Annotated in this window: 21 protein-coding genes, 2 pseudogenes and 1 other annotated feature; of the genes and pseudogenes, 11 read left to right on the forward strand and 12 right to left on the reverse strand. The window is 52.7% G+C overall.

The features are described from left to right. Nucleotides 1–52: 52 nt before the first annotated feature. A complete protein-coding gene (dacD, locus tag IEX01_RS17955; protein WP_188724274.1) occupies nt 53–1,225 on the reverse strand; it encodes a serine-type D-Ala-D-Ala carboxypeptidase DacD in 1,173 nt (390 codons plus the stop codon). A 215-nt stretch (nt 1,226–1,440) separates the two neighbouring features. On the opposite strand from dacD, the gene IEX01_RS17960 reads away from it, so the two are divergent. Together IEX01_RS17960 and sbcB are read left to right on the forward strand one after the other, a co-directional pair. Then, nucleotides 1,441–2,592 carry an acyltransferase family protein gene (locus IEX01_RS17960; protein ID WP_188724275.1) on the forward strand — a complete coding sequence of 384 codons (1,152 nt, stop codon included), beginning with the start codon at nt 1,441–1,443 and terminating at the stop codon, nt 2,590–2,592. Between the two features lie 90 nt (nt 2,593–2,682). Beyond that, complete coding sequence (sbcB, locus tag IEX01_RS17965; protein ID WP_024561111.1) at nt 2,683–4,110, forward strand: exodeoxyribonuclease I; 1,428 nt, start codon at nt 2,683–2,685, stop codon at nt 4,108–4,110. Nucleotides 4,111–4,282: 172 nt separating this feature from the next. On the opposite strand, the gene IEX01_RS17970 is transcribed toward sbcB, so the two are convergent. From IEX01_RS17970 to IEX01_RS17985, 5 genes are all read right to left on the reverse strand, one after another. After that, nucleotides 4,283–5,647, reverse strand: a complete 1,365-nt coding sequence (locus IEX01_RS17970; RefSeq protein ID WP_024558929.1) for an APC family permease — start codon at nt 5,645–5,647, stop codon at nt 4,283–4,285. Further along, entirely contained in the window at nt 5,637–5,699 is a 63-nt protein-coding gene (gene yoeI / locus IEX01_RS21960) for a membrane protein YoeI (RefSeq protein ID WP_491008677.1), read from the reverse strand. The genes IEX01_RS17970 and yoeI overlap by 11 nt, the downstream gene beginning before the upstream one ends. Before the next feature lie 135 nt (nt 5,700–5,834). Then, complete coding sequence (gabT, locus tag IEX01_RS17975; RefSeq protein WP_188724276.1) at nt 5,835–7,133, reverse strand: 4-aminobutyrate--2-oxoglutarate transaminase; 1,299 nt, start codon at nt 7,131–7,133, stop codon at nt 5,835–5,837. Between the two features lie 123 nt (nt 7,134–7,256). Continuing rightward, a complete protein-coding gene (locus tag IEX01_RS17980; RefSeq protein WP_024561113.1) occupies nt 7,257–8,183 on the reverse strand; it encodes a LysR substrate-binding domain-containing protein in 927 nt (308 codons plus the stop codon). 49 nt (nt 8,184–8,232) lie between these two features. Continuing rightward, a complete protein-coding gene (locus IEX01_RS17985; protein ID WP_188724277.1) occupies nt 8,233–9,057 on the reverse strand; it encodes an SDR family oxidoreductase in 825 nt (274 codons plus the stop codon). Between the two features lie 188 nt (nt 9,058–9,245). On the opposite strand from IEX01_RS17985, the gene hisL reads away from it, so the two are divergent. The 9 genes and pseudogenes from hisL (at nt 9,246) to hisIE (ending at nt 15,849) form a co-directional block, all read left to right on the forward strand. Continuing rightward, nucleotides 9,246–9,293, forward strand: coding sequence for a his operon leader peptide (hisL, locus tag IEX01_RS17990; RefSeq protein ID WP_110877335.1), 48 nt, complete (start codon nt 9,246–9,248; stop codon nt 9,291–9,293). Continuing rightward, nucleotides 9,269–9,366: a sequence feature (His leader region), on the forward strand. Its footprint overlaps the gene before it by 25 nt. A 34-nt stretch (nt 9,367–9,400) precedes the next feature. Then, nucleotides 9,401–10,186 (forward strand): annotated as a pseudogene (gene hisG / locus IEX01_RS17995) (ATP phosphoribosyltransferase); the annotation flags it as partial. Nucleotides 10,187–10,191: 5 nt separating this feature from the next. Then, a pseudogene (locus IEX01_RS18000) lies at nt 10,192–11,015 on the forward strand (histidinol dehydrogenase). Continuing rightward, nucleotides 11,012–12,094, forward strand: a complete 1,083-nt coding sequence (hisC, locus tag IEX01_RS18005) for a histidinol-phosphate transaminase (RefSeq protein ID WP_188724278.1) — start codon at nt 11,012–11,014, stop codon at nt 12,092–12,094. The pseudogene IEX01_RS18000 and the gene hisC overlap by 4 nt, the downstream one beginning before the upstream one ends. After that, complete coding sequence (gene hisB, locus IEX01_RS18010) at nt 12,091–13,158, forward strand: bifunctional histidinol-phosphatase/imidazoleglycerol-phosphate dehydratase HisB (protein ID WP_188724279.1); 1,068 nt, start codon at nt 12,091–12,093, stop codon at nt 13,156–13,158. Before hisC ends, hisB begins: the two co-directional genes overlap by 4 nt. Beyond that, nucleotides 13,158–13,748, forward strand: coding sequence for an imidazole glycerol phosphate synthase subunit HisH (gene hisH / locus IEX01_RS18015; protein ID WP_007869104.1), 591 nt, complete (start codon nt 13,158–13,160; stop codon nt 13,746–13,748). Before hisB ends, hisH begins: the two co-directional genes overlap by 1 nt. Beyond that, nucleotides 13,749–14,486: a 1-(5-phosphoribosyl)-5-[(5-phosphoribosylamino)methylideneamino]imidazole-4-carboxamide isomerase gene (hisA, locus tag IEX01_RS18020; RefSeq protein WP_188724280.1), complete on the forward strand. Its 738-nt coding sequence runs from the start codon at nt 13,749–13,751 to the stop codon at nt 14,484–14,486. Continuing rightward, nucleotides 14,468–15,244 carry an imidazole glycerol phosphate synthase subunit HisF gene (gene hisF, locus IEX01_RS18025; RefSeq protein ID WP_007869109.1) on the forward strand — a complete coding sequence of 259 codons (777 nt, stop codon included), beginning with the start codon at nt 14,468–14,470 and terminating at the stop codon, nt 15,242–15,244. Before hisA ends, hisF begins: the two co-directional genes overlap by 19 nt. After that, entirely contained in the window at nt 15,238–15,849 is a 612-nt protein-coding gene (hisIE, locus tag IEX01_RS18030) for a bifunctional phosphoribosyl-AMP cyclohydrolase/phosphoribosyl-ATP diphosphatase HisIE (protein ID WP_188724281.1), read from the forward strand. The genes hisF and hisIE overlap by 7 nt, the downstream gene beginning before the upstream one ends. Before the next feature lie 53 nt (nt 15,850–15,902). Here the strand turns inward: hisIE and wzzB are convergent, their stop codons facing one another. The 6 genes from wzzB to IEX01_RS18060 all read right to left on the reverse strand — a co-directional run bounded on the left by wzzB (nt 15,903) and on the right by IEX01_RS18060 (nt 23,124). Continuing rightward, the gene (gene wzzB, locus IEX01_RS18035; RefSeq protein ID WP_024561409.1) at nt 15,903–16,892 is read right to left on the reverse strand and encodes an LPS O-antigen chain length determinant protein WzzB; all 990 of its coding nucleotides are present in this window, start codon (nt 16,890–16,892) and stop codon (nt 15,903–15,905) included. Nucleotides 16,893–17,127: 235 nt separating this feature from the next. After that, on the reverse strand, nt 17,128–18,534 hold the full coding sequence (gnd, locus tag IEX01_RS18040) for an NADP-dependent phosphogluconate dehydrogenase (RefSeq protein ID WP_024561408.1): 1,407 nt from the start codon (nt 18,532–18,534) through the stop codon (nt 17,128–17,130). 142 nt (nt 18,535–18,676) lie between these two features. Next, complete coding sequence (galE, locus tag IEX01_RS18045) at nt 18,677–19,699, reverse strand: UDP-glucose 4-epimerase GalE (protein WP_032988336.1); 1,023 nt, start codon at nt 19,697–19,699, stop codon at nt 18,677–18,679. Between the two features lie 51 nt (nt 19,700–19,750). Continuing rightward, on the reverse strand, nt 19,751–20,872 hold the full coding sequence (locus IEX01_RS18050; RefSeq protein WP_024561406.1) for a glycosyltransferase family 4 protein: 1,122 nt from the start codon (nt 20,870–20,872) through the stop codon (nt 19,751–19,753). A gap of 3 nt (nt 20,873–20,875) precedes the next feature. Beyond that, complete coding sequence (locus tag IEX01_RS18055; protein WP_188724282.1) at nt 20,876–21,973, reverse strand: glycosyltransferase; 1,098 nt, start codon at nt 21,971–21,973, stop codon at nt 20,876–20,878. After that, nucleotides 21,970–23,124, reverse strand: a complete 1,155-nt coding sequence (locus tag IEX01_RS18060) for an EpsG family protein (RefSeq protein WP_188724283.1) — start codon at nt 23,122–23,124, stop codon at nt 21,970–21,972. The genes IEX01_RS18055 and IEX01_RS18060 overlap by 4 nt, the downstream gene beginning before the upstream one ends.

Consider the following 23,124-nt stretch of genomic DNA (forward strand, 5'->3'; position numbering starts at 1 on the left):
CGAGTATAGATAGTTCTCACCAACAAGCCGTGCGATAGCGCGCAAGCGCGCCTTACAGTTTTTGATGCAGGTAGTCGCTAAGACGCGAGAACATGCCGCCCTTTTCAACGTTATCCAGGGTAACCAGCGGCCAGTGCGCCACCACTTTATCGCGGTCATAAAGCTGAATTTCGCCAATGCGCGTATTGGCCGCCAGCGGCGCGTCCAGCTCCGGTTTTTCCAGCACGTAGCGCGCTTTGATATTCGCCACTTCCGCCTTCGGCAGCGTCAGCCAGAAATCCTGATCGGTGCCGACGTTCACCTGCTCTTTATCGCCGTACCAGACTCGCTCGGTTCCTACCTTTTTGCCTTTATGCAGGATCTGCACGGTGTCGAAATTCTGCTGGCCCCAGTGCAACAGCTTGCGCGCCTGATCTTCGCGTCCTTTCGGGCTTTCGGCGCCCATGACCACCGCAATCAGGCGGCGGTTGCCGTCAACGCTTGAGGCAATGAGGTTAAAACCGGCGCCGGAAGTATGGCCGGTTTTCAGCCCGTCCACGTTCAGGCTCTTATCCCACAACAGACCGTTGCGGTTCTGCTGGGTGATGCCGTTCCAGGTCAGGCTTTTCTCGCTGTACATATGGTAGAACGACGGCTCGCCGTGAATAATGGCGCGGGAAAGCACCGCCAGGTCATACGCCGAGCTGTGCTGGCCGGGGGCGTCCAGGCCGTGCACCGTTTCGAAATGCGTATCCGCCAGATGCAGCTTTTGCGCGTAATTGTTCATCATGGCGACAAACTGTTGCTCGCCGCCCGCCACATAATCCGCCAGCGCCACGCAGGCGTCGTTGCCGGAATCGACAATCAGCCCACGGCTCAGATCGCGCACCGTCACGCGATCGCCTGCTTTTAGAAACATCAGCGAAGAGCCTTCAAACACCGGGTTGTCTTTTGCCCAGGCGTCGCGCCCTACGGTCACGATGTCGTCGGCGGTAATACGGTGGCTGTCAATGGCGCGATCCACGACATAGCCGGTCATCAGCTTGGTCAGGCTGGCCGGGTTGCGCTGCTGGTGCTCGTTATTCGCCGTAAGAATTTGGCCCGTGGTGTAATCCATCAATACCCAGGCGCCCGCCTGAATGGGTGGCGGCACCGGCGAACCGCTTATTGGGGTATCCGCAAAAGCGGGGCACGCAAGAAAAACGAACAAAGAAGCGGCAAATAAAGGGCGAAGTTTCAACAGCATATCCTCAATAACATATTTTTCGCCGCCTGTTTTACGGGAGTTCTTATTTCGTTGCGCGGGCAAATTGCAAGGAAATATTTCTCAAAATCTGTACGCCGCTATTTCCATAGATTTGCGGTAATTCTGATAATCAGACATTCTCATGCTGTTCCGATTGCCCTGAATGCTTTTTTCCTGGTTTCATGCATCCTTATTTTAACCAGAGGAAAAACGTTATGGCGCAGGGCAAAAACTGGTCGCCGGAGCTGGAGGGGCTACGGGGCATCGCCTCGGTGTGGGTGCTTTTTGGGCATATTTGTCTGCTGGTGCAGTGCCGTATTCCGCTGCTTTACGACCCGGGTATGGGGGTTGATCTGTTTATTTTGCTGTCGGGCTATCTGATGGCGAAAAATTATCAGGATCGGCGTGAAAAAGCGCCGTGGAATAGCCTGACGACCATCCGGGAGTTCTGGCTACGACGCTTTTTCAGGATCGCTCCGCTCTATTATTTGTTACTTATCGTCGCGCTTATTTTCGGCGGCCTGTTTGGCGAGTGTCGTGATATTATCGCCAGCGCCTGGATTTCCACCCAGACCGACGCCAGCCGTTACGCCGATCATTCATTCCTTAATATCCTCACCCACCTGAGCTTTATTTTCGGCGCATTGCCGGACTATTCCTTCCGTACCGTGCTGCCGGACTGGAGCATTGGTCTGGAGATGCAGTTCTACGTCCTGTTTCCGTTTATCATGCTGATGGTTATGCGCTGGGGTTTTATGCTCAGCGCGTTGGTGGTCATGGTGGTTTGCCTCGCGGCGCGCTTTTTGCTGGCGGATTACTTCGACGCGTTCCCGATGCCGTCGATGATTTTAATTAAGCTGCCGCTGTTTCTGGCGGGCATGGTGATGGCGCAGGCGGTGCGCGAAAGCAACCTGCGGCTCTGGCTGGTGGCGCTCCTCGCCCCGCTTTGCGCCGCCTGGATGGGCATTGCGGTTACGCCGGTGCGGCTGGCAGCGCAGTGGGTGATGATAATCGGCATGACGGCGATGCTATGGCAGGCGGCGGAAGGCTCGCGCCTTGAGCGCGCCATGCGCCTGCCAAAGCGCCTGCTGACGCTGCGGATAAGCCAGTTTCTGGGCGATGTCTCCTATTCCGTTTACCTTTTGCATTTGATGATTGTCATCCCGACTATCGCGCTGCTGGTGAACTACAGCAATTTTGAGCATCTCCCCTCGCCCGTACGCATGCTAATGGTGGCGGCGCTCTGCACGCCTGTGGTTTACCTGTGCGCCTGGGGGCTGTTCCACCGGGTGGAAAAACCGGGCATTGCGCTCGGCAGGCGCGTTATTACTGGCAAGAATGTCCGGCCGGAGCAGGTTTTACCCTGATAAAAGGGCGCTTCGGCGCCCTTTTTCTTCTGCTTGTCGGGGGGATGGTTTACCATTAAAGACAGTGTATTACTGACTGGAAAAATCCCCGTGTCTGAGCCTTCGGCGCAACCCACTTTTCTGTTTCATGATTATGAAACCTTCGGCACCAGCCCGTCGCTGGACCGGCCTGCCCAGTTCGCCGCCCTGCGAACCGACGAAAATTTCAACGCGCTTGGCGAACCCGAGGTGTTCTACTGTAAACCGGCCGACGACTACCTGCCGCAGCCTGAAGCGGTGCTGATAACCGGCATTACGCCGCAGGAAGCGCTGGCGAAAGGCGAGAACGAAGCGGAATTCGCCCGGCGCATCCACGCCCTCTTCACCGTGCCGAAAACCTGCGTGGTGGGCTATAACAATGTCCGCTTTGATGATGAAGTGACGCGCAATATTTTCTATCGCAACTTCTACGACCCTTACGCCTGGAGCTGGCAGAACGATAACTCCCGCTGGGATTTGCTCGACGTCATGCGCGCCTGCTACGCGCTGCGCCCGGAAGGGATTGTCTGGCCGGAGAACAACGACGGCCTGCCGAGTTTCCGCCTGGAGCACCTTACCGCCGCCAATGGCATTGAGCACAGCAATGCGCATGACGCGATGGCGGACGTTCACGCCACCATCGCCATGGCGCAACTGGTGAAAACCCGCCAGCCGCGGCTGTTTGAGTATCTTTACAGCTATCGAAGCAAGCAGAAGCTGATGACGCTTATCGATATTCCGCAGATGAAACCGCTGGTGCATGTCTCCGGCATGTTCGGCGCCTGGCGTGGCAACACCAGCTGGATTGCGCCGCTTGCCTGGCACCCGGAAAACCGGAACGCGGTAATTGTGGCGGATCTGGCGGGCGATATTAGTCCGTTGCTGGAGCTCGACCACGACGCGCTGCGCGAGCGGCTCTATACGCCAAAAGCCAGCCTTGGCGACGACCCGGCGGCGCCCATTAAGCTGATTCATCTGAATAAATGCCCGGTGCTGGCCCAGGCGAACACGCTGCGCCCGGAAGACGCGGAGCGTTTAGGCATCGACCGCCAGCACTGTCTGGCGAACCTGAAGCTGCTGCGCGAAGCGCCGCAGGTGCGGGAAAAAGTGGTCGCGCTGTTTGCCGAAGCGCCGCCTTTTCCGCCGAGCGATAACGTCGATGCGAAGCTTTATGACGGCTTTTTCAGCGACGCCGACCGCGCGGGCATGCGCATCATCCTGCAAACGCCGCCGCAGAATCTACCGGCGCTGGATATCACGTTTGCCGACAAGCGCATTGAGAAATTGCTGTTTAACTTCCGCGCCCGTAATTTCCCGGGCACGCTGGATGAAGCTGAGCAGCAACGCTGGCTGCAGTACCGCCGCGACCGCTTCACACCTGAATTCCTGCAGGCCTATGCCCAGGAGCTGGAGATGCTCTACAACCAGTACGAAGGGGATAAAGAGAAAATCGCGCTGATTAAGGCGCTGTATCAGTACGCGCAGGAAATCGTGGGCTGAGGTGACGCGCGTTGCGCTTCGCTTGCCTGCGTTACGCGGTTTGGTATTTGCCCGGGTGAGTACAGCGCCGCCCGCCCGGGCAAAGAAGGGCCCTCTCCCGCCGGGTTTTTCTCTCATGCTGACCCACATACAAAAAAGGCTCCCGACGGGAGCCTTTTTCTTTTCGCCTGAATTACGCGATATCTTCGTTGTATTGCGGAACCGGGTTGCGGAAGCTGCGGGTTACGCAGGCCAGGTAAACCACACCGATGCCCGCCCAGATAAGACCCAGCACCATGGAGCTTTCTTCCAGGTTCAGCCACAGCGCGCCTACCGTCAACGCGCCGCAGATCGGCAGAATCAGGTAAGTGAAGTGATCTTTCAGCGTTTTGTTGCGCTTCTCGCGGATCCAGAACTGAGAAATCACCGACAGGTTGACGAAGGTAAACGCCACCAGTGCACCGAAGTTAATCAGCGCCGTCGCCATCACCAGGTCGAAGTTAATCGCCATCAGCGCGATAGCGCCTACCAGCACCACGTTCAGCGCCGGGGTACGCCATTTCGGATGAACGTAGCCGAAGAAGCGGTTCGGGAATACGCCATCACGGCCCATAACGTACATCAGGCGCGCAACGCCCGCATGCGCCGCCATACCGGAAGCCAGCACGGTAATGGTGGAGAAAATCAGCGCTCCGACCTGGAACGCTTTGCCGGCCACGTAGAGCATGATTTCCGGCTGCGACGCATCTGGATCTTTAAAACGCGAGATATCCGGGAAATAGAGCTGGATAAAGTAAGTCGCTAAAATAAAGATAAGCCCGCCAATCAGCGCCGTCAGGAAGATAGCGCGCGGAATAACGCGGCCTGCGTCTTTCGTCTCTTCAGACAGGTTGCTGATGCCGTCAAAACCGGTGAAGGAGAAGCACAGAATCGTCGCCCCGGTAATCATCGGTATCACATGTGCGTTTTCAGACCAGAACGGACGGGAGCTCACCAGCGTACCCGCGCCTTCGCCATGAGAAACGCCGTAAATCACCATGCCCAGAATAACGGCGATAAGCGCCACCTGCAGCACCACGATAATGGTGTTGAAGTTCGCCACGCCTTTCAGGGTGCGCATGTTGAATACAGTCATGAAGGCGACCAGCACTATCACGAAGATCCATGATGGAATGCCAGGCACCAGCGCTTCAAAATAGATTTTCGCCAGCAGAATGTTGATCATCGGCGCGAACAGGTAGTCAAGCAGCGAAGACCAGCCCACCATGAAGCCCACGGTCGGGTTAATCGCTTTCTGGGCGTAAGTGTAGGCAGAACCCGCAGACGGGTAACGACGCACCAGTTTGCCGTAGCTCAGCGCGGTGAACAGAATCGCTACCAGTGCGAAGGCGTAGGCGGTCGGCACGTGACCATCCGTCAGACCAGAAACAATACCAAACGTATCGAACAGCGTCATCGGCTGCATATAGGCCAGGCCCATCATTACAACCGGAATTAACGTAAGCGTTTTACGTAATTCCACGCGAGGGGTGTTAACGTTATTGACGTTATGCGACATGGTGATTTCCCCCTACGGCGAAAGCCAGCGCAAAAGCAAGGAATTGCCCCATCTTATATTCTTCCTCAGCGACACGACTGTCGATTTTTAGTAAGTATCTATCCGGTACGAAGCCCGGCCTCTTGAATTTAATGACGTTGCTAAACTGCAAAAAAATAACCGACGCGTTTTACGTCGGTTATTTATCTCATTTTGCAGGGCGCGTATTTTGCACCATTTCGAGGCTCGATGACAAGATGTTGAGCCCTTCATCGATAATTTCTTTTTCCGCCGTGAGCGGAATAAGGAACCTGATAACGTTAGCACGCACCCCGCAGGAGAGCAAAATCAGGCCCTGTCGTCCCGCTTCCTGGACCAGCCGTTGGGTTAGCGTTTTGTCCGGGCGGTGGCTGTCTCGCCCTTCCACTAGCTCCATCGCCACCATCGCGCCAGGGCCGCGTACGTCGCCAATACAGTCATAGCGTTCGGCCAGTTCTTTGAGGCGGCTGATAAGCCGTTCGCCCTGCGCCTGCGCGCGCTCGTTAAGCCGCTCTTTTTCGATAAGCTCTGTGACCGCCAGCGCGGCGGCGATGCTGACGGGAGAGCCGGCATAGGTGCCGCCAAGCCCGCCGGGCAGCGCTTTATCAAACAGCGATTTCTTACCCACCAGCGCCGCCAGAGGAAAACCGCCCGCCAGGCTTTTGGCCATCGTGACCAGATCCGGTTCGACGCCAGAATGCTCGATAGCGAAGGTTTTGCCGGTGCGGCAAAAGCCGCTTTGGATCTCATCGACGATAAGCACTATGCCATGCTTATCGCACAGTGCGCGGAGCTGCTTCATAAACTCCGGCGACGCGGCGTAAAACCCGCCCTCTCCCTGTACCGGTTCGATGATAATCGCCGCCACCTCGTCGGGGGAGACATCGGCCGCGAAGATGCCCGCCAGCGAAGCCAGCGCCTGCGTGTCGCTTACGCCAAGGTAAGAGGCGGGATAAGGCGCATGGTAGATTCCCGCCGGAAACGGACCATAGCCCTTTTTGTAGGGCTGCACTTTACCCGTCAGCGCCATTCCCAGCAGGGTGCGGCCATGAAACGCGCCGCGAAAGGCGATAACGGCGGAGCGACCGGTGGCGATGCGCGCCACTTTAATTGCATTCTCCACCGCCTCCGCGCCCGTGGTGAGAAACAGCGTCTGGCACGGCTCGCTTATGGGCGCGAGTTTATTCAGGCGCTCAGCCAGTTCAATATAGTTGCCATAAGGGGTGACCTGAAAACAGGGGTGAGTAAAGTGGTCAAGCTGCGCTTTAACGGCTTCAATAACAGCCGGATGATTATGGCCGGTATTAAGCACCGCAATGCCCGAAGCGAAATCGATATAACGCCGCCCTTCCACATCCCAGAGTTCTGCATTTTTTGCCCGCTCAATATAAACCGGCAGCGCATTACCCACCCCTTGCGGCACGGCGTCGACGCGCCGCTGCTGCCATTGCTGGTTAGTCTGACTCATACAACCTCCTTGCGCATAAAACCCCTGCGTTAACAACACAGTGGTGAAAGAAAAACGGTTTCGGCAGGGATCTGCCTGCTTTAAACATAGACGAGGTTATAAAGTCGAAAGTATGAAATTAACTCAGCCTCCGTCATGAGGGGCGGGAGCGGAATAAAGCGCGGTAATTTCGCTGTTGCTCAGGATCTGCTCGCGCCACCAGGCGCAGGCAAGCCCCGAGGTCTGCTCATTCCAGCCAATCCATACCGGCTCGTAAGAGACGTGTGAAGCCACCTCTTTTTCCACCAGCGCGCCGCTGTCAAGATGCTGTTGGGCGAGATAGCGCGGCAGCCAGCCGCAGCCGATGCCGCGCAGTTGGAGTTCCAGTTTGGCTTTGAAATCAAAAACGGTGACGGCGTCCTGGTCCTCCAGAACGCCGGAGGCAAAAGAGAGGTGTGTACTTGCCGGGTCGGCCACCGCCACGGCGCGGTAGCGTTTGATAAGGCGTCTTGATAGCGGCTCCTGCGCCTGCGCCAGCGGATGGTGGGGAGCGACCGCAAAAACGCTGGCCAGATGGCCAAGCAGCGTGAAAGAAAACCCGCTTAGCGGCGGAGGCGTGCGCATCGCGCCGATAACCAGATCAACGCGCCCCTGCGTCAGCGACTCCCAGGAGCCACCCAGCACGCCGTTGATAAACTTCAGCCGGGTCATTTCATGAAGCTGTAAAAAAGCCTCGATATGGGGAAACAACAGCGTAAAGGGAAAAGTATCGTCAACACCGATGGCCAGTTCGTTTTCCCAGCCCAGGTGAAGCTTGACCGCCTGCTTTTCAAGATCGCGTACGGTTTGCAGCACTTCGCGCCCTTTATTCAACAACATCGTGCCGGTTGGGGTAAAACGGGCGCGATGCCCGCTGCGGTCCAGCACCTGAATATTGAGGTCGCTTTCAAGTTTATGAACGGTGTAGCTCAGAGCGGAAGGTGTTTTATAAAGCCGGGAAGCGGCAGCGGCAAAGCTGCCCTCTTTATCTAATGCATCAAGAATAATTAATACATCGAGCAATGCTCTCATTGTCGCCTCTTGCGCTGTGCAGCACGTTTACCGGCGTCAGGAACGGCAGCTACTCCATTGGCATCACTAACGGATCGGGATAAAGATATTCAAAACCAAGTTCATTACAGATACGGTTGCCATCCACCCGCTTTCCTTCACCATTGCCTGCCGCTTCGCTAAAGCGAGGCGGCTCAAGGCCGAGCAAACGCGCCATATGCGGATAAAATATGGCGCGCGCCGGATGTTGGGGGGCACAGATATTATAGATATGTCCCCCTTTCGGCGCCTGTAAAAGTAACTGTATGGCGCCAATAACATCTTCCAGATGCACCAGGTTTACACCGTGCTGGCCGTCCGGCGCGTGCTTACCGGCAAAAAAGCGGCCCGGATGTCGCCCCGGCCCTACCAGCCCCGCCAGGCGCAAAATGTCGACCGAGGTTCCCGGCAGGTTATGCAGCCAGTCTTCCAGCTCCTTCAGCACCCTTCCGCTTTCCGTGACCGGATTGCGCGGCGAGGTCTCTTTCATTACGCCTTCGCCATTGCCATAAACGGAGGTGGAGCTGGTGAAAATAATACGCTTAACGCTGTGCGCCAGCGCGCTGTCGACAATTTCCTGCACTGCCTGCATATAAAAATCCCCGTTGCCGCCGGTGCGGCGGGCGGGCAGCGTGAGCACCAGCGCGTCGACGTTCAGCAACGCGTCCAGGTCATCGCTGTCGCAGACCAGCTCAGGTTGCAACAGCAGCGGGTAACTCTCAATGCCGCACATGCGCGCCGCTTCTACGCCATCCTGAGTGGTTTTGCTGCCCGTGACTTCCCACCCTTTTGCCGAAAGCGACAGCGCGAGCGGCATACCCAGCCAACCCAACCCGACAATTGCGACCTTTTTCATCCTTCTCTCCTGGAGACTGTCATCTTGCGAACTTACTAAGTTTAGGCTACGCCAGCGGCGTCTGGCTGACAATTCACGGGCGCAATATGATGATTTTTAATGATGAAAAAAAGCGCTTGCATTCTTCGCCTCGTATGGTTTACGGTTAAAGCCAGTTAATGAATAGTCATTCACACGAGAAATTTACAATGCGCGTTCAGTTTAAAAACCACCACCATCACCATCATCCTGATTAGTCTTTCAGGCGATGTGTGCTGGAAGACGATCGGTTCTTCCAGTGGTGCATGAACGCAGAAATGGACCGTTTACAGACAGGATCACGAGGACATCAACATGACCGATTCTGATTGCGCTGGCGGAGAATATGCCGATCGATATCCTGCGCGTACGCGACGACGACATCCCGGGCCTGGTGATGGATGGCGTGGTGGATCTCGGCATCATTGGCGAAAATGTGCTGGAAGAGGAGTTGCTCACACGCCGCGCTCAGGGCGAAGACCCGCGTTATTTCACGCTGCGTCGCCTCGATTTCGGCGGTTGCCGCCTTTCCCTGGCGACCGCCGTGGACGAACCCTGGGACGGCCCGGCCTGCCTGAACGGCAAGCGCATCGCCACCTCTTATCCGCACCTGCTCAAGCGCTACCTCGACCAGAAAGGGGTGCAGTTTAAATCCTGTCTGCTTAACGGTTCGGTGGAAGTCGCCCCGCGCGCAGGCCTTGCCGACGCCATCTGCGACCTTGTCTCCACGGGCGCCACGCTTGAGGCTAACGGTCTGCGTGAAGTGGAGGTCATTTACCGCTCCAAAGCGTGTCTTATCCAGCGTGACGGCGAGATGCCGGAAATGAAGCAAAAGCTTATCGACAAACTGCTGGTGCGCATTCAGGGCGTAATTCAGGCCCGTGAGTCAAAATACATCATGATGCATGCGCCGACCGAGCGCCTGGAAGAGGTTATCGCCCTGCTGCCGGGCGCCGAGCGTCCCACCATCCTGCCGCTGGCGGGCGACCAGCAGCGTGTGGCGATGCACATGGTGAGCAGCGAAACCCTGTTCTGGGAAACCATGGAAAAACTCAAAGCCCTCGGCGCCAGCTCTATCCTCGTGCTGCCGATTGAGAAGATGATGGAGTAAACGCCATGACCTTTAGCACGATAATCGACTGGAATAACTGCGACAGCGCGCAGCAGCGCGCGTTGCTGACGCGCCCGGCCATTTCCGCATCTGAAAGTGTTACCCGCACCGTCGCCGACATTCTTGATAACGTAAAAACCCGGGGCGATGCGGCGCTACGCGACGTGACGGCGCTGAAAGTTACGGCTGAAGAGATTAACGCCGCCGAAGCGCGCCTTGGCGAGGAAATAAAAGAGGCGATGGCGGTAGCGGTCGCCAACATTGAGACGTTCCACCTCGCCCAGCGCCTGCCGACGGTAGACATCGAAACCATGCCGGGCGTACGTTGCCAGCAGGTAACGCGCCCGGTGGCTTCCGTAGGCCTCTATATTCCCGGCGGCTCTGCTCCGCTTTTTTCTACTGTGTTGATGCTGGCGACGCCTGCGCGTCTCGCGGGCTGCGCCAAAGTGGTGCTCTGCTCCCCTCCGCCGATTGCGGATGAAATTCTTTATGCGGCGAAGCTTTGCGGCGTGCAGGAGGTTTTCAACGCGGGCGGCGCGCAGGCTATCGCTGCGCTCGCTTTTGGCAGCGAGACGGTGCCTAAGGGACCGCGAGATGGCGCAGGCGGTCGCAGAGGCCGTAGAGCGCCAGCTCGCCGCTCTGCCGCGAGCCGAGACGGCGCGCCAGGCGCTTTCCGCCAGCCGCATTATCGTTGCGCGCGATCTGGCTTTCCATGCAGGGCTTTGCGAGCCTTGCGAAAACCATTGAGACGCTGGCGGCCGCTGAACAGCTTACCGCCCATAAAAACGCCGTCACGCTGCGTGTCGCCGCCCTTAAGGAGATGGAATGAGCATTGAAGAACTGGCCCGCGCCAATGTCCGCGCGCTGACGCCCTACCAGTCCGCCCGTCGTCTCGGTGGCAGCGGCGATGTCTGGCTGAACGCCAACGAATACCCGCTGCCGGTGGAGTTTCAGCTAACGCAGCAAAACCTCAACCGCTACCCGGAATGCCAGCCGAAGCAGGTGATTGAACGCTACGCCGACTACGCCGGCGTGAAACCGGAACAGGTGCTGGTGAGCCGCGGCGCCGATGAAGGCATTGAGCTTTTGATCCGCGCCTTCTGCGAGCCGGGAGAGGACGCCGTGCTTTACTGTCCGCCGACTTACGGCATGTACAGCGTCAGCGCGGAAGCGTTCGGCGTTGAGTACCGCACCGTTCAGGCGCTGGAAGACTGGCAGCTTGATTTACCCGCCATCGCCGAAAAACTCGACGGCGTGAAGGTGGTGTTTGTCTGCAGTCCCAATAACCCGACCGGACAGCTTATCAACCCGCAGGATCTGCGCACGCTACTGGAGATGACGCGCGGCAAAGCGCTGGTGGTCGCCGACGAAGCCTATATCGAATTTTGCCCGCAGGCGACCGTCGCCGGCTGGCTGGCGGAATACCCGCACCTGGTCGTGCTGCGTACGCTCTCAAAAGCGTTCGCGCTTGCAGGGCTACGCTGCGGCTTTACGCTTGCCAGTGAAGAGATAATCAACCTGCTGCTGAAAGTGATCGCCCCGTACCCGCTTTCCACGCCGGTGGCGGATATCGCCGCGCAGGCGCTGAGCCCTCAGGGCATCGTGCAGATGCGTGAGCGGGTGGCGGAAATTAAACGCAACCGCCAGTATCTGGTATCGGCGCTGCAAGAGGTGCCGTGCGTTGAGCGCGTTTTTGACAGTGAAACTAACTACGTGCTGGCGCGCATTACCGCTTCCAGCGCGGTGTTTAAATCCTTATGGGATCAGGGCATTATCTTACGCGACCAGAACAAACAGCCCTCGCTGAGCGGCTGTCTGCGTATTAGCGTCGGCACCCGCGAAGAGTGTCAGCGCGTGATTGACGCCCTGCGTGAACAACCCGGCCTTGCGGCCACGGAGCGTGTATGAGCCAGAAGACTCTCTTTATTGACCGTGACGGTACGCTGATTGCCGAGCCGCCGGAAGATTTTCAGGTGGATCGCTTTGATAAGCTGGCCTTTGAGCCAGACGTGATCCCCACTCTGCTGAAGCTGCAAAAAGCGGGCTTTAAGCTTGTGATGATCACCAACCAGGATGGGCTTGGCACCCACAGCTTTCCGCAGGCCGATTTTGACGGTCCGCACAACCTGATGATGCAGATCTTCACCTCTCAGGGGGTGATTTTTGATGACGTGCTGATCTGCCCGCACTTCCCCGATGACGCCTGCGATTGCCGCAAGCCGAAAACCACGCTGGTGCGGAGCTATCTGGAAGAGGGCGTGCTGGATACAGCCAACAGCTATGTGATTGGCGACCGCGCCACTGACATTGAACTTGCGGAAAACATGGGCATTCAGGGGCTGCGCTATAACCGCGCCGACCTGAACTGGACGATGATTGGCGAGAAGCTGACAAAGCGCGACCGTTTCGCACAGGTCTCCCGCAACACTAAAGAGACGCAGATCGATGTGAAAGTCTGGCTCGACCAGGAAGGCGGCAGCAAAATTAACACCGGCGTCGGCTTCTTTGACCATATGCTCGACCAGATTGCCACCCACGGCGGCTTCCGGATGGAGATCGCAGTGAAGGGAGACCTTTATATCGACGATCACCACACCGTGGAGGATACCGGCCTTGCGCTGGGCGAAGCGCTGAAACTGGCGCTTGGCGACAAGCGCGGCATTAACCGCTTCGGCTTCGTGCTGCCGATGGATGAGTGTCTGGCGCGCTGCGCGCTGGATATTTCCGGACGTCCGCACCTTGAGTACCGCGCCGAGTTCACTTACCAGCGCGTAGGGGATCTCAGCACGGAAATGGTGGAGCACTTTTTCCGTTCACTCTCTTACACCATGGGCGTAACGCTGCACCTGAAAACCAAGGGTAAAAACGACCACCATCGTGTGGAAAGCCTGTTTAAAGCCTTTGGCCGCACGCTGCGCCAGGCGATTCGCGTGGAAGGCGACACCCTCCCCTCCTCAAAAGGAGTGCTGTAATGAACGTGGTGATTCTGGATACCGGCTGCGCCAACCTCTCTTCCGTGAAGTGGGCGGTGCAGCGCCTGGGTTACGAACCGCTGGTCAGCCGCGAGTCGGATGTGGTGCTGCGCGCCGATAAGCTCTTTTTGCCGGGGGTGGGCACCGCTCAGGCGGCAATGGATCAGCTGCGCGAGCGCGAACTTATTGACCTGATTAAAGCCTGCACCCAGCCGGTGCTGGGGATATGTCTCGGCATGCAGCTGCTGGGGTCGCGCAGCGAAGAGAACAACGGCGTAGAGACATTGGGCATTATCGATGAACCCGTGCCGCATATGACCGACTACGGCCTGCCGCTGCCGCACATGGGCTGGAACCGCGTCTACGCGAAAGCGGGCGACCGTCTGTTCCGCGGCATTGAAGACGGCGCGTATTTTTACTTCGTGCACAGCTACGCCATGCCAGTGAACCCCTGCACTATCGCGCAGTGTAATTACGGCGAGCCGTTTACCGCCGCGGTGCAGAAAGATAACTTCTGGGGCGTGCAGTTTCACCCGGAACGCTCCGGCGCCGCGGGCGCGCAGCTGCTGAAAAATTTCCTGGAGATGTAAATGATTATCCCGGCATTAGATTTGATTGACGGAAAAGTGGTGCGTCTCCATCAGGGCGATTATGGCCAGCAGCGCGACTATGGCAGCGACCCGCTGCCGCGTCTGCAGGATTACGAAGCGCAGGGCGCGCAGGTGCTGCATCTGGTGGATTTAACCGGCGCGAAAGACCCGGCGAAGCGCCAGATCCCGTTGCTGCAAAAGCTGCTGGCGGGCGTGAGCGTGCCGGTGCAGGTCGGCGGCGGTGTGCGTATGGAAGAGGACGTGGCCGCGCTGCTTGAAGCGGGCGCCAGCCGTGTGGTGGTGGGTTCCACCGCCGTGAAATCACCTGAAACGGTGCAGCAATGGTTTAAACGCTTCGGCGCCGATGCGCTGGTGCTGGCACTGGATGTGCGTATCGATGAAGCGGGCCGCAAGCAGGTGGCGGTCAGCGGCTGGCAGGAAAACTCCGGCGTTACGCTGGAGGCGTTGGTGGAAAGTTATCTGCCGTTCGGCCTGAAGCATGTGCTCTGCACCGATATTTCTCGCGACGGCACGCTTTCCGGCTCCAACGTGGCGTTGTATGAAGAAGTATGCGCCCGCTATCCGCAGGTGGCGTTCCAGTCCTCCGGCGGCATTGGCGAACTTAATGATATTCGCGCCCTGCGCGGCACTGGCGTTCAGGGCGTAATTGTCGGGCGCGCGCTGCTGGAAGGCAAATTTACTGTGACGGAGGCGATTCAATGCTGGCAAAACGGATAATCCCCTGCCTGGACGTGCGAGACGGCCAGGTTGTCAAAGGCGTGCAGTTCCGTAATCACGAGATTATTGGCGATATCGTGCCGCTGGCAAAACGCTATGCGCAGGAAGGCGCCGATGAACTGGTCTTTTACGATATCACCGCCTCCAGCGATGGCCGCGTGGTAGACAAAAGCTGGGTTTCCCGCGTGGCGGAAGTGATAGACATCCCTTTCTGCGTAGCGGGCGGCATCAAATCCCTGGACGACGCGGCGCAGATCCTCTCTTTCGGCGCGGACAAAATCTCCATCAACTCCCCTGCCCTGGCGGACCCGGAACTCATCACCCGTCTTGCAGACCGTTTTGGTGTGCAGTGCATTGTCGTAGGCATTGATACCTGGTTTGACAGCGAGACGGGCAAGTATCACGTGAACCAGTATACCGGCGACGAAAGCCGTACTCGCGTCACCCAATGGGAAACGCTGGACTGGGTAGCGGAAGTGCAGAAGCGCGGCGCCGGCGAGATAGTCCTCAACATGATGAACCAGGATGGCGTGCGCAACGGTTATGACCTGACGCAGCTTAAAAAAGTGCGCGAGGTCTGCCGCGTTCCGCTGATCGCTTCCGGCGGTGCCGGTACCATGGAGCACTTCCTGGAAGCATTTCGCGACGCGGACGTGGATGGCGCGCTGGCGGCATCGGTATTTCACAAACAGATTATTAATATTGGCGAACTGAAAGCATTTCTGATTCAGCAAGGCGTGGAGATTCGAGCGTGTTAACAGAACAACAGCGGGCCCAACTGGACTGGGTGAAGACCGACGGGCTGCTGCCGGTCGTGGTGCAGCACGCGGTATCTGGCGAAGTGCTGATGCTGGGTTATATGAACGACGAGGCGCTGCGCCGGACAGAAGAAAGCGGCAAGGTGACATTCTTCTCCCGCACTAAACAGCGGCTGTGGACCAAAGGCGAAACTTCCGGTCACTTTCTGAATGTCGTGAGCATAACACCGGATTGCGATAACGATACGCTGCTGGTGCTGGTTAGCCCAATTGGGCCAACCTGCCACCTTGGCACCTCGAGCTGTTTTGGCGAGGCGCATCACCAGTGGCATTTTCTTTACCAACTGGAAGCGCTGCTGGCGGCGCGTAAAACCGCCTCGCCGGAAAGCTCCTATACTGCAAAGCTGTATGCCAGCGGCACCAAACGGATTGCGCAGAAAGTGGGAGAAGAAGGCGTGGAAACGGCGCTTGCCGCGACGGTACGCGACAAAGAAGAGTTGGTTAACGAGGCGTCTGACCTGGTTTATCACCTGCTGGTGCTGTTGCAGGATCAGGAACTGGATTTAAGCGCGGTGATAGAGAATCTGCGCGGCAGGCATAAGTAAGCATAAAAAAGGCCGGGTTAACCGGCCTTTTATCAAACAACCCGCCAGAGATATTACCCCGGTCGATGGTTGCGTACAGCATGACGAAGAAGTACAACGCCTGAGCCAATGATGCCACCAATCAGCACTGCCAGAATAAGCGTTAATGCTCTCTTCGGACTATCTCGATAAATCGGCAGGCTCGGCTTCATGACATAACGGAACGAATAGAGCGAATCAGGTTTTGACTTAAGCGCACTGACAGCAAGCAAAGACTGACGTGTCTGGTAGTAATAATCTGAAAGCGGCAGTGGACGCGTTCCTTCGTTCTTGATTATTGAAGAAAGCGCGTCGCTACCTAATACAAATAAGGTGTCTTCAGAAAGTGTTTCGGCCTGTTGAACTAGCGTATCTTTAATATTCGCTTGCTGCGCTACAAGCAATGCCTGATTAAGTACGGCAAGGCGTTTATCTTTTTGCTCTTGCGCCACTTTAATCTGCGTCGCCAGGGAAGCTTTCAGGTCTTCCAGCTTACTGTCGATGTTGACTTGCAAGTCAGCATCCAACTCCTGCACGACCTGTTTATTAATTTGCTGGATATATTTATCTAATGTCTTCTGCGCCTGTTCAGCACCATTCGCTGTGTAGCTGATAGTCAAAGGTACCTGCTGTCCTTTCACCGTCTGTTCAATTTTCAGGCTCTCTTTTTCAGGCTGGTTTTGCAACTCATCGGCCAAAGCAGAAATGGCTGAATTGAAACGGCCAAAAAAACGCTCCTGGACATCCACAACGGTAGGCGCGTTTGTGGGGTTTTGACCATAAAGTATGCCCATTGAGTTGTTGTAATTGGCTATCTGTCCGGAGTCAGGCAGAGTAACTATCGCTTCTGAAGTCCACTTTTCTTTCGCGACGAATAAATAAGCAACAGCAAGCAGGATCGCAACGACAATACACGCAGCGATGGTCAGCTTTCCGCGCCATAACTGAAGCAGTAGATCTAACAGGTCAATTTGCTCGTTGGCGTCCGGTTGCCTGTTATTAGCAGTAGAAGAAGTGTGCACCATACAAACCTTATAATAAATTTATTTGTTATCAAACAGATAAACAACTTTACGTGTAGCCTGCAGCGCTTAGTTTGCCAAATTCATATCTTATGTTGATAAGACAAAGATGAAACTGCACGTAGCGGCACAATTTACCTATAAAGTTTGTTGATTGTAAGGCTCTTTTTATATCTATTTATCCAGAAAAAAGCCCGGCCATGGCCGGGCTTTAACATTCAAAAAGTAAAAGATAGAGTTAATCCAGCCATTCGGTATGGAACACGCCTTCTTTATCGGTGCGCTTGTAGGTATGCGCCCCGAAGTAGTCGCGCTGCGCCTGAATAAGGTTTGCTGGCAGTACAGCAGAACGGTAGCTGTCGTAATAAGCGATAGCTGCGGAGAAGGTCGGCGTCGGGATACCGTTCTGTACCGCATAAGCCACTACATCGCGCAGCGCCTGCTGGTAATCATCAGCCGCTTTCTTAAAGTATGGCGCCAGCAGCAGGTTCGCAATAGATGGGTTTTCAGCATACGCATCGGTAATTTTCTGCAAGAACTGCGCGCGGATGATGCAGCCAGCGCGGAAGATCTTCGCAATTTCACCGTAGTTCAGGTTCCAGTTGTGCTCTTCAGAAGCCGCACGCAGCTGGGAGAAGCCCTGAGCGTAAGAGACAATTTTACCGAGGTACAGCGCGCGGCGTACTTTCTCAATAAATTCAGCTTTATCGCCTGCGAAAGGTTTGGCCTGCGGGCCGCTCAGTACTTTGGAAGCGGCAACACGTTGCTCTTTCAGGGAAGAGATATAACGCGCAAAAACAGACTCGGTGATTAGGGACAGCGGCTCCCCGAGATCGAGTGAGCTCTGGCTGGTCCATTTACCGGTGCCTTTGTTAGCCGCTTCATCCAGAATCACATCAACCAGGTAGTTGCCCTCTTCGTCCTTCTTGGTGAAGATGTCTTTAGTGATATCGATGAGATAGCTGCTCAGCTCACCTTCGTTCCATTCAGAGAAGGTTTTCGCCAGTTCTTCGTTGGAAAGATTCAGGCCGTGCTTCAGCAGAGAGTAGGCTTCTGCAATCAGTTGCATATCGCCATATTCGATGCCGTTATGCACCATTTTCACATAATGACCAGCACCATCCGGCCCAATGTAAGTAACGCACGGCTCGCCTTCCGCCACAGCAGCAATTTGCTTGAGGATAGGCGCGACCAGCTCATAAGCTTCTTTCTGACCGCCAGGCATGATAGATGGCCCTTTCAGGGCGCCTTCTTCACCGCCGGAAACACCAGTGCCAATGAAATTGAAGCCTTCTTCAGACAGTTCGCGGTTGCGACGAATCGTATCCTGGAAGAAAGTATTACCGCCATCAATGATGATGTCGCCTTTATCCAGATAAGGCTTGAGGGATTCAATGGCTTTATCAGTACCTTCGCCTGCTTTAACCATCAACAGGATACGACGGGGCGTTTCCAGGGACTCAACGAACTCCTGCACCGTATAGTAAGGAACCAGGTTTTTGCCCGGGTTTTCTGCAATCACTTCTTCGGTTTTTTCACGGGAGCGGTTGAATACGGATACGGTATAGCCACGGCTTTCAATGTTAAGCGCCAGGTTGCGCCCCATCACGGCCATACCAACAACGCCGATCTGCTGTTTGGACATTACATACTCCTGTCAGGTGTGGTCACTGCGAATCATCACGCAGGTAAATGTAGCTACGATGTTAACTCAGGATGGACAAATGTGGGAGCCTTTCGTCTGAGGATTACGTCTTCAACAATAATTGCTTACAAACAAATGCGGATCAAACTAACGGCTTATAGCCATTAGGGTTTTGCTGTTGCCAATTCCAGCTATCACGCATCATCTCATCCAGACTTCTTGTGGCGCGCCACGCCAGCGCTTTATGCGCCAGGGAAGAATCGGACCAGCACTCAGCGACATCGCCCGGACGGCGTTCGGTAAACGTGTATGGAATTCTTATATTACTTTGCGCTTCGAAAGCAGAAATCAGCTCTAAAACCGAATACCCTTTGCCAGTACCCAGGTTATATATGTTACATCCGCTATCAGCATTCATTTTTTCAATTGCTGCGACATGACCTTCAGCAAGATCCATCACATGGATATAATCCCTTACTCCCGTTCCATCATGAGTGGGATAATCATTACCGTATATAGAAAGCTTTTTAAGCTTTCCAATAGCAACTTGACTTATATACGGCAATAAATTGTTAGGGATACCATTTGGATCTTCACCAATTAAACCAGAAGGATGGGCACCAGCCGGATTAAAATACCGAAGAATGGTAATGTTTAATTGCGGTTGCGCTTTGGCTGTATCCGATAAAATCTGCTCAACCATAAGTTTTGACGTACCATAGGGATTAGTAGTACCGCCTGTTTTGCAATCTTCTGTAAGAGGGATACGCTCTGGTTCACCGTAAACGGTTGCCGATGAACTAAAAATCAGCTTATAAATACCATGCTTCATCATTTCTTCAAGGAGAATAATACTTCCCATAACATTATTCTCGTAATACTTAGTAGGGTACTTTATCGACTCGCTCACAGACTTCAAACCAGCAAAGTGGATTACCGCTTCTATTGTATTCTCTGAAAAAATTTTACCTAGGAAGATTCGATCGGTGATATCGCCTTGATAATAAACGATATCACGTTGCGTGATCGCTTGTACTCGACGTAAAGATTCATATGAAGAATTACTGAGGTTATCTAAAACCACAACATTGTAACCTCGCTCCAGAAGGCATAATACTGTATGTGATCCAATATAACCGGCACCGCCCGTCACCAGTATTGACATATCTATTCCTTAAAAATAAGTATAGCTATATTTGCCCATAGAAAGTGTTCGTTATGAAGAAAGAAGGTTTATCAATTTATCGCAGGCTTGTTCTTCATCAAATTTTTCTAACGCTATAGTACGGCTTGCCAATCCCATCTGAACAATCAGCTCGGGTTGCTTAATAAAAGATATCATCTTGTTAGCAAGCTCATCTGCATCCCAGGGCGGAATCAAAAAGCCATTGTATCCAGCGATGACGGTTTCTCTACAACCCGGCACGTCTGTAGTAATAATTGGTCTTCCTATTGCCATCGCTTCTTGTGTACTACGTGGGACCCCTTCACGGTAAGAGGGCAGAACAAAAATGCTGCTATTAATTAAGTGACTTTTAATGTCCGATACCTGACCTAAGAAATTCACATCACCTTTTTTAATCCAGGCTTCAAATTCCTCACGAGTAATGCCGCCAGGGTTATCATCAAACGTCCCTGCAATACTAAATTGCACATCAGGATATAGACGTTTTACTTTCTCAGCAGCGAGAACGTATTCTCTGACACCCTTTTCAACTAGTAGCCTGGAGACCATAGTAAAATGAATGACATCTGTACGAGCAGGCACATAACTGTATTGTTCAAGATTAACTCCAATTCCGCCTACAACTTCAGTCGACTTGACCTGAATACGATGTTCAATTAGTAAATCTTTATAATCATCACTGTTAAGAAACAATACTTTTCTTGTCAAAGGCAACGATAACTTATAGAGTAATGTTTGTATTTTTCTGACAACTCTCTTTTTGAAGTTTTCCTGAGTAGCGCCTTTGGTAAAACAATACCCTAATCCCTCTAATAACACATTAACATTTTTTACGCCAGCGAGACGTGCTGCCAATGTACCAAAAATAACAGGCTTGGGAAAAAAGCAAAAAACGACATCAGGTTTAATTTCTTTTATTGTTTTAGCGAGCCTGATAGTATTAATCGCATCCGAGACAGGATTCATACCAGAACGTGAAAATCGATAACAGCCCGGATGTGCGCCTAATTCAATTATTTTTTTGAATGCATTGACGTCACTGTCCATCGTTAAGGTATGAACAACTGCCCCCTCTTCAATAAACTTCTCTATAAGACGCTTTCTGAAAAGCAAAATGGTACTTGTCTGGTTACCAATTAATAGCACTTGCATATTTCAAACCTGCTTAAGTGAATATATATCCAGCCAATTATTAACAATGGAATCGATAGAAAAGGTATCGACAATGTGATTTCGGTTTCGCTGCATAATTTTTGTTTTAGTATTCGCATCAGAGTTCGTCACTTCAATTATTTTACTAGCCAACGCATTTGCATCCGAAATTGGTACAATAAAACGTTTATCGCCGACAACTTCAGCAACTCCGCCAGCGTTAGTAGCGACGACAAGACGTTCACAAGACATTGCTTCCGCAACAACCAGACCAAATCCTTCCCACTGCGATGAAGAAACATAGATATCACATGCTGAATAATATCGAGCAACATCCATTATTCTGCCGAGTAGCATGACAGCGCTCTGAAGTTGCAGATCGATAATATTCCGTTCAACTTGATGTCTGGCTTCTCCTTCTCCTATAATGACGAGCTTGTAATTATCAGGCAATTTTTGCATTGCGCTTAACAAATTAGGATAATCTTTCGCCTCTGTAAGTCTCCCTACAGCTAATATAAGAAAACAGTTATCATTGATATTGAGCTGCTTACGCAATTCGTTTCTTATATTTTCATCATATTTGAATAAATCCGTGTCGATGCCGTTATAAACCACTCGTGATTTATATTTTCGAAAAGCCTTTATTTTAATAAAATCAGTAAGTGCTTCATCGCTGACATTCGTAGTTATGTCACACAGGCAGTCGGTAACCCTGTAAGCCAACATACGAACCTTTCCACCTTCATTTTTGCTATGCGCGGTACAGACTAGTTTATAATTTCCCGGTGCGACCAGTCTGGCCAGCCTTGCAATAATATTTGCGTGGAACATATGCCCATGCACGATCTGCGGCTTAAAATCTTTAATAATCTTAGCGAGGCGCAGTACGGCGTTTAGCAAACCCAATGGATTCTTTTGCATTCGTAAATTGATAAGCTTAACCTCGTTACTCTTAGGGGTTACTTCTATTTCACCGTTAAGAGCAACTATAGCCACGTCGTAATTGCGTTGAACTAACTTATCAGCAAGTAGACATAGTTGCTTTTCGGCACCGCCCAGACCAAGGCCGGTGATAACAAATAATATTTTTTTTTTCATAAAATGTTATTCATATCCTGCGTGGCATCATAATACTTATCATTTGCAAGTTTCCGGACATAATCATCCTCAAAAAAGGATAGCAATCTGAAAGTCATATTACTAAATTGTACAGGCGCCTGCTCATTTCTAAAGTAAGAAATAAAGTTTAGGGTCAACATGCCTGAAAAGAATAATGCCAATATGAGTGTATTGTAGCTTCTAATAGAGAATAATCTTGTAGATTCTCCTTTTGGTACTACGCAAAATACATAAATAGCAATAAAATAGAAAAAGAAACAAACCCTTGCAAGGAAAGTAATTGAACCACTAAATAAGTGAATGGTTGCCCCTACGAAAATTAGCCGTGTTAATAATCTCACTGACGCAACACGATCAATACTTGCACGATAGATGAAATAAAACAGGACGAATATTAAGTCAAGGATATTTAACCAGCCAAAACTTAGGCTAATAGGGTTTTGCTGGAGATAATACGCAATTTTTGTAAAGGCAAGATTGGCATTCGCCAATGCTGTCACAATAGCAGCTCCGGTAAAGAAGAACCCTATAAAACCTACAATCGAAACTAGCGTCAGCAGGGTAAAAGTCGTGACATTACGTAATGATGCCAAAGCTATAGCGGGGAAAACAATCAGTGAAGATACATGAAAGCAAGCCGCGAGAAAAATCCAAAAAATCAACCAATTTATTTTTCCGTCATTATTATATTTGAGCAATGCATAAAAAATGATAATACATGCTATGAATTGACGCAGTTGCTCCAATATCAAGTTATAACCAAATATCAAAAATAAACATGCCCAAAAAAGCGGTTCGTTCGTTTTGAATCTCTTTATAATGAGGCAAAGTATGCTAAAAGTAATCAAATAAAACAGGAGTATAGCTAAACCATAGTTATTATTTGTTAAAAGTAAAATTCCTTGAAAAAAAAGAACAAAGCCGAATTCAAAAGATGAATACGGATCACCTTCATCAATGAATTTTAAATAATAAATACTCCAGTCCATTCCATTTAAATAATACGATGTAAAAAACAGACTAAATAGAATGACAAATAGAAACCGAAGAATTGTTTGCGAACTAAAAGCGAACTTATTCCAGATCAGAGATAATAATAGCAATGGCGATGTAAGAAGTAATATAAACAT

Origin of the sequence: Franconibacter daqui (genome assembly GCF_014644275.1) — a bacterium.
Classification (GTDB): Bacteria; Pseudomonadota; Gammaproteobacteria; order Enterobacterales; family Enterobacteriaceae; genus Franconibacter; species Franconibacter pulveris.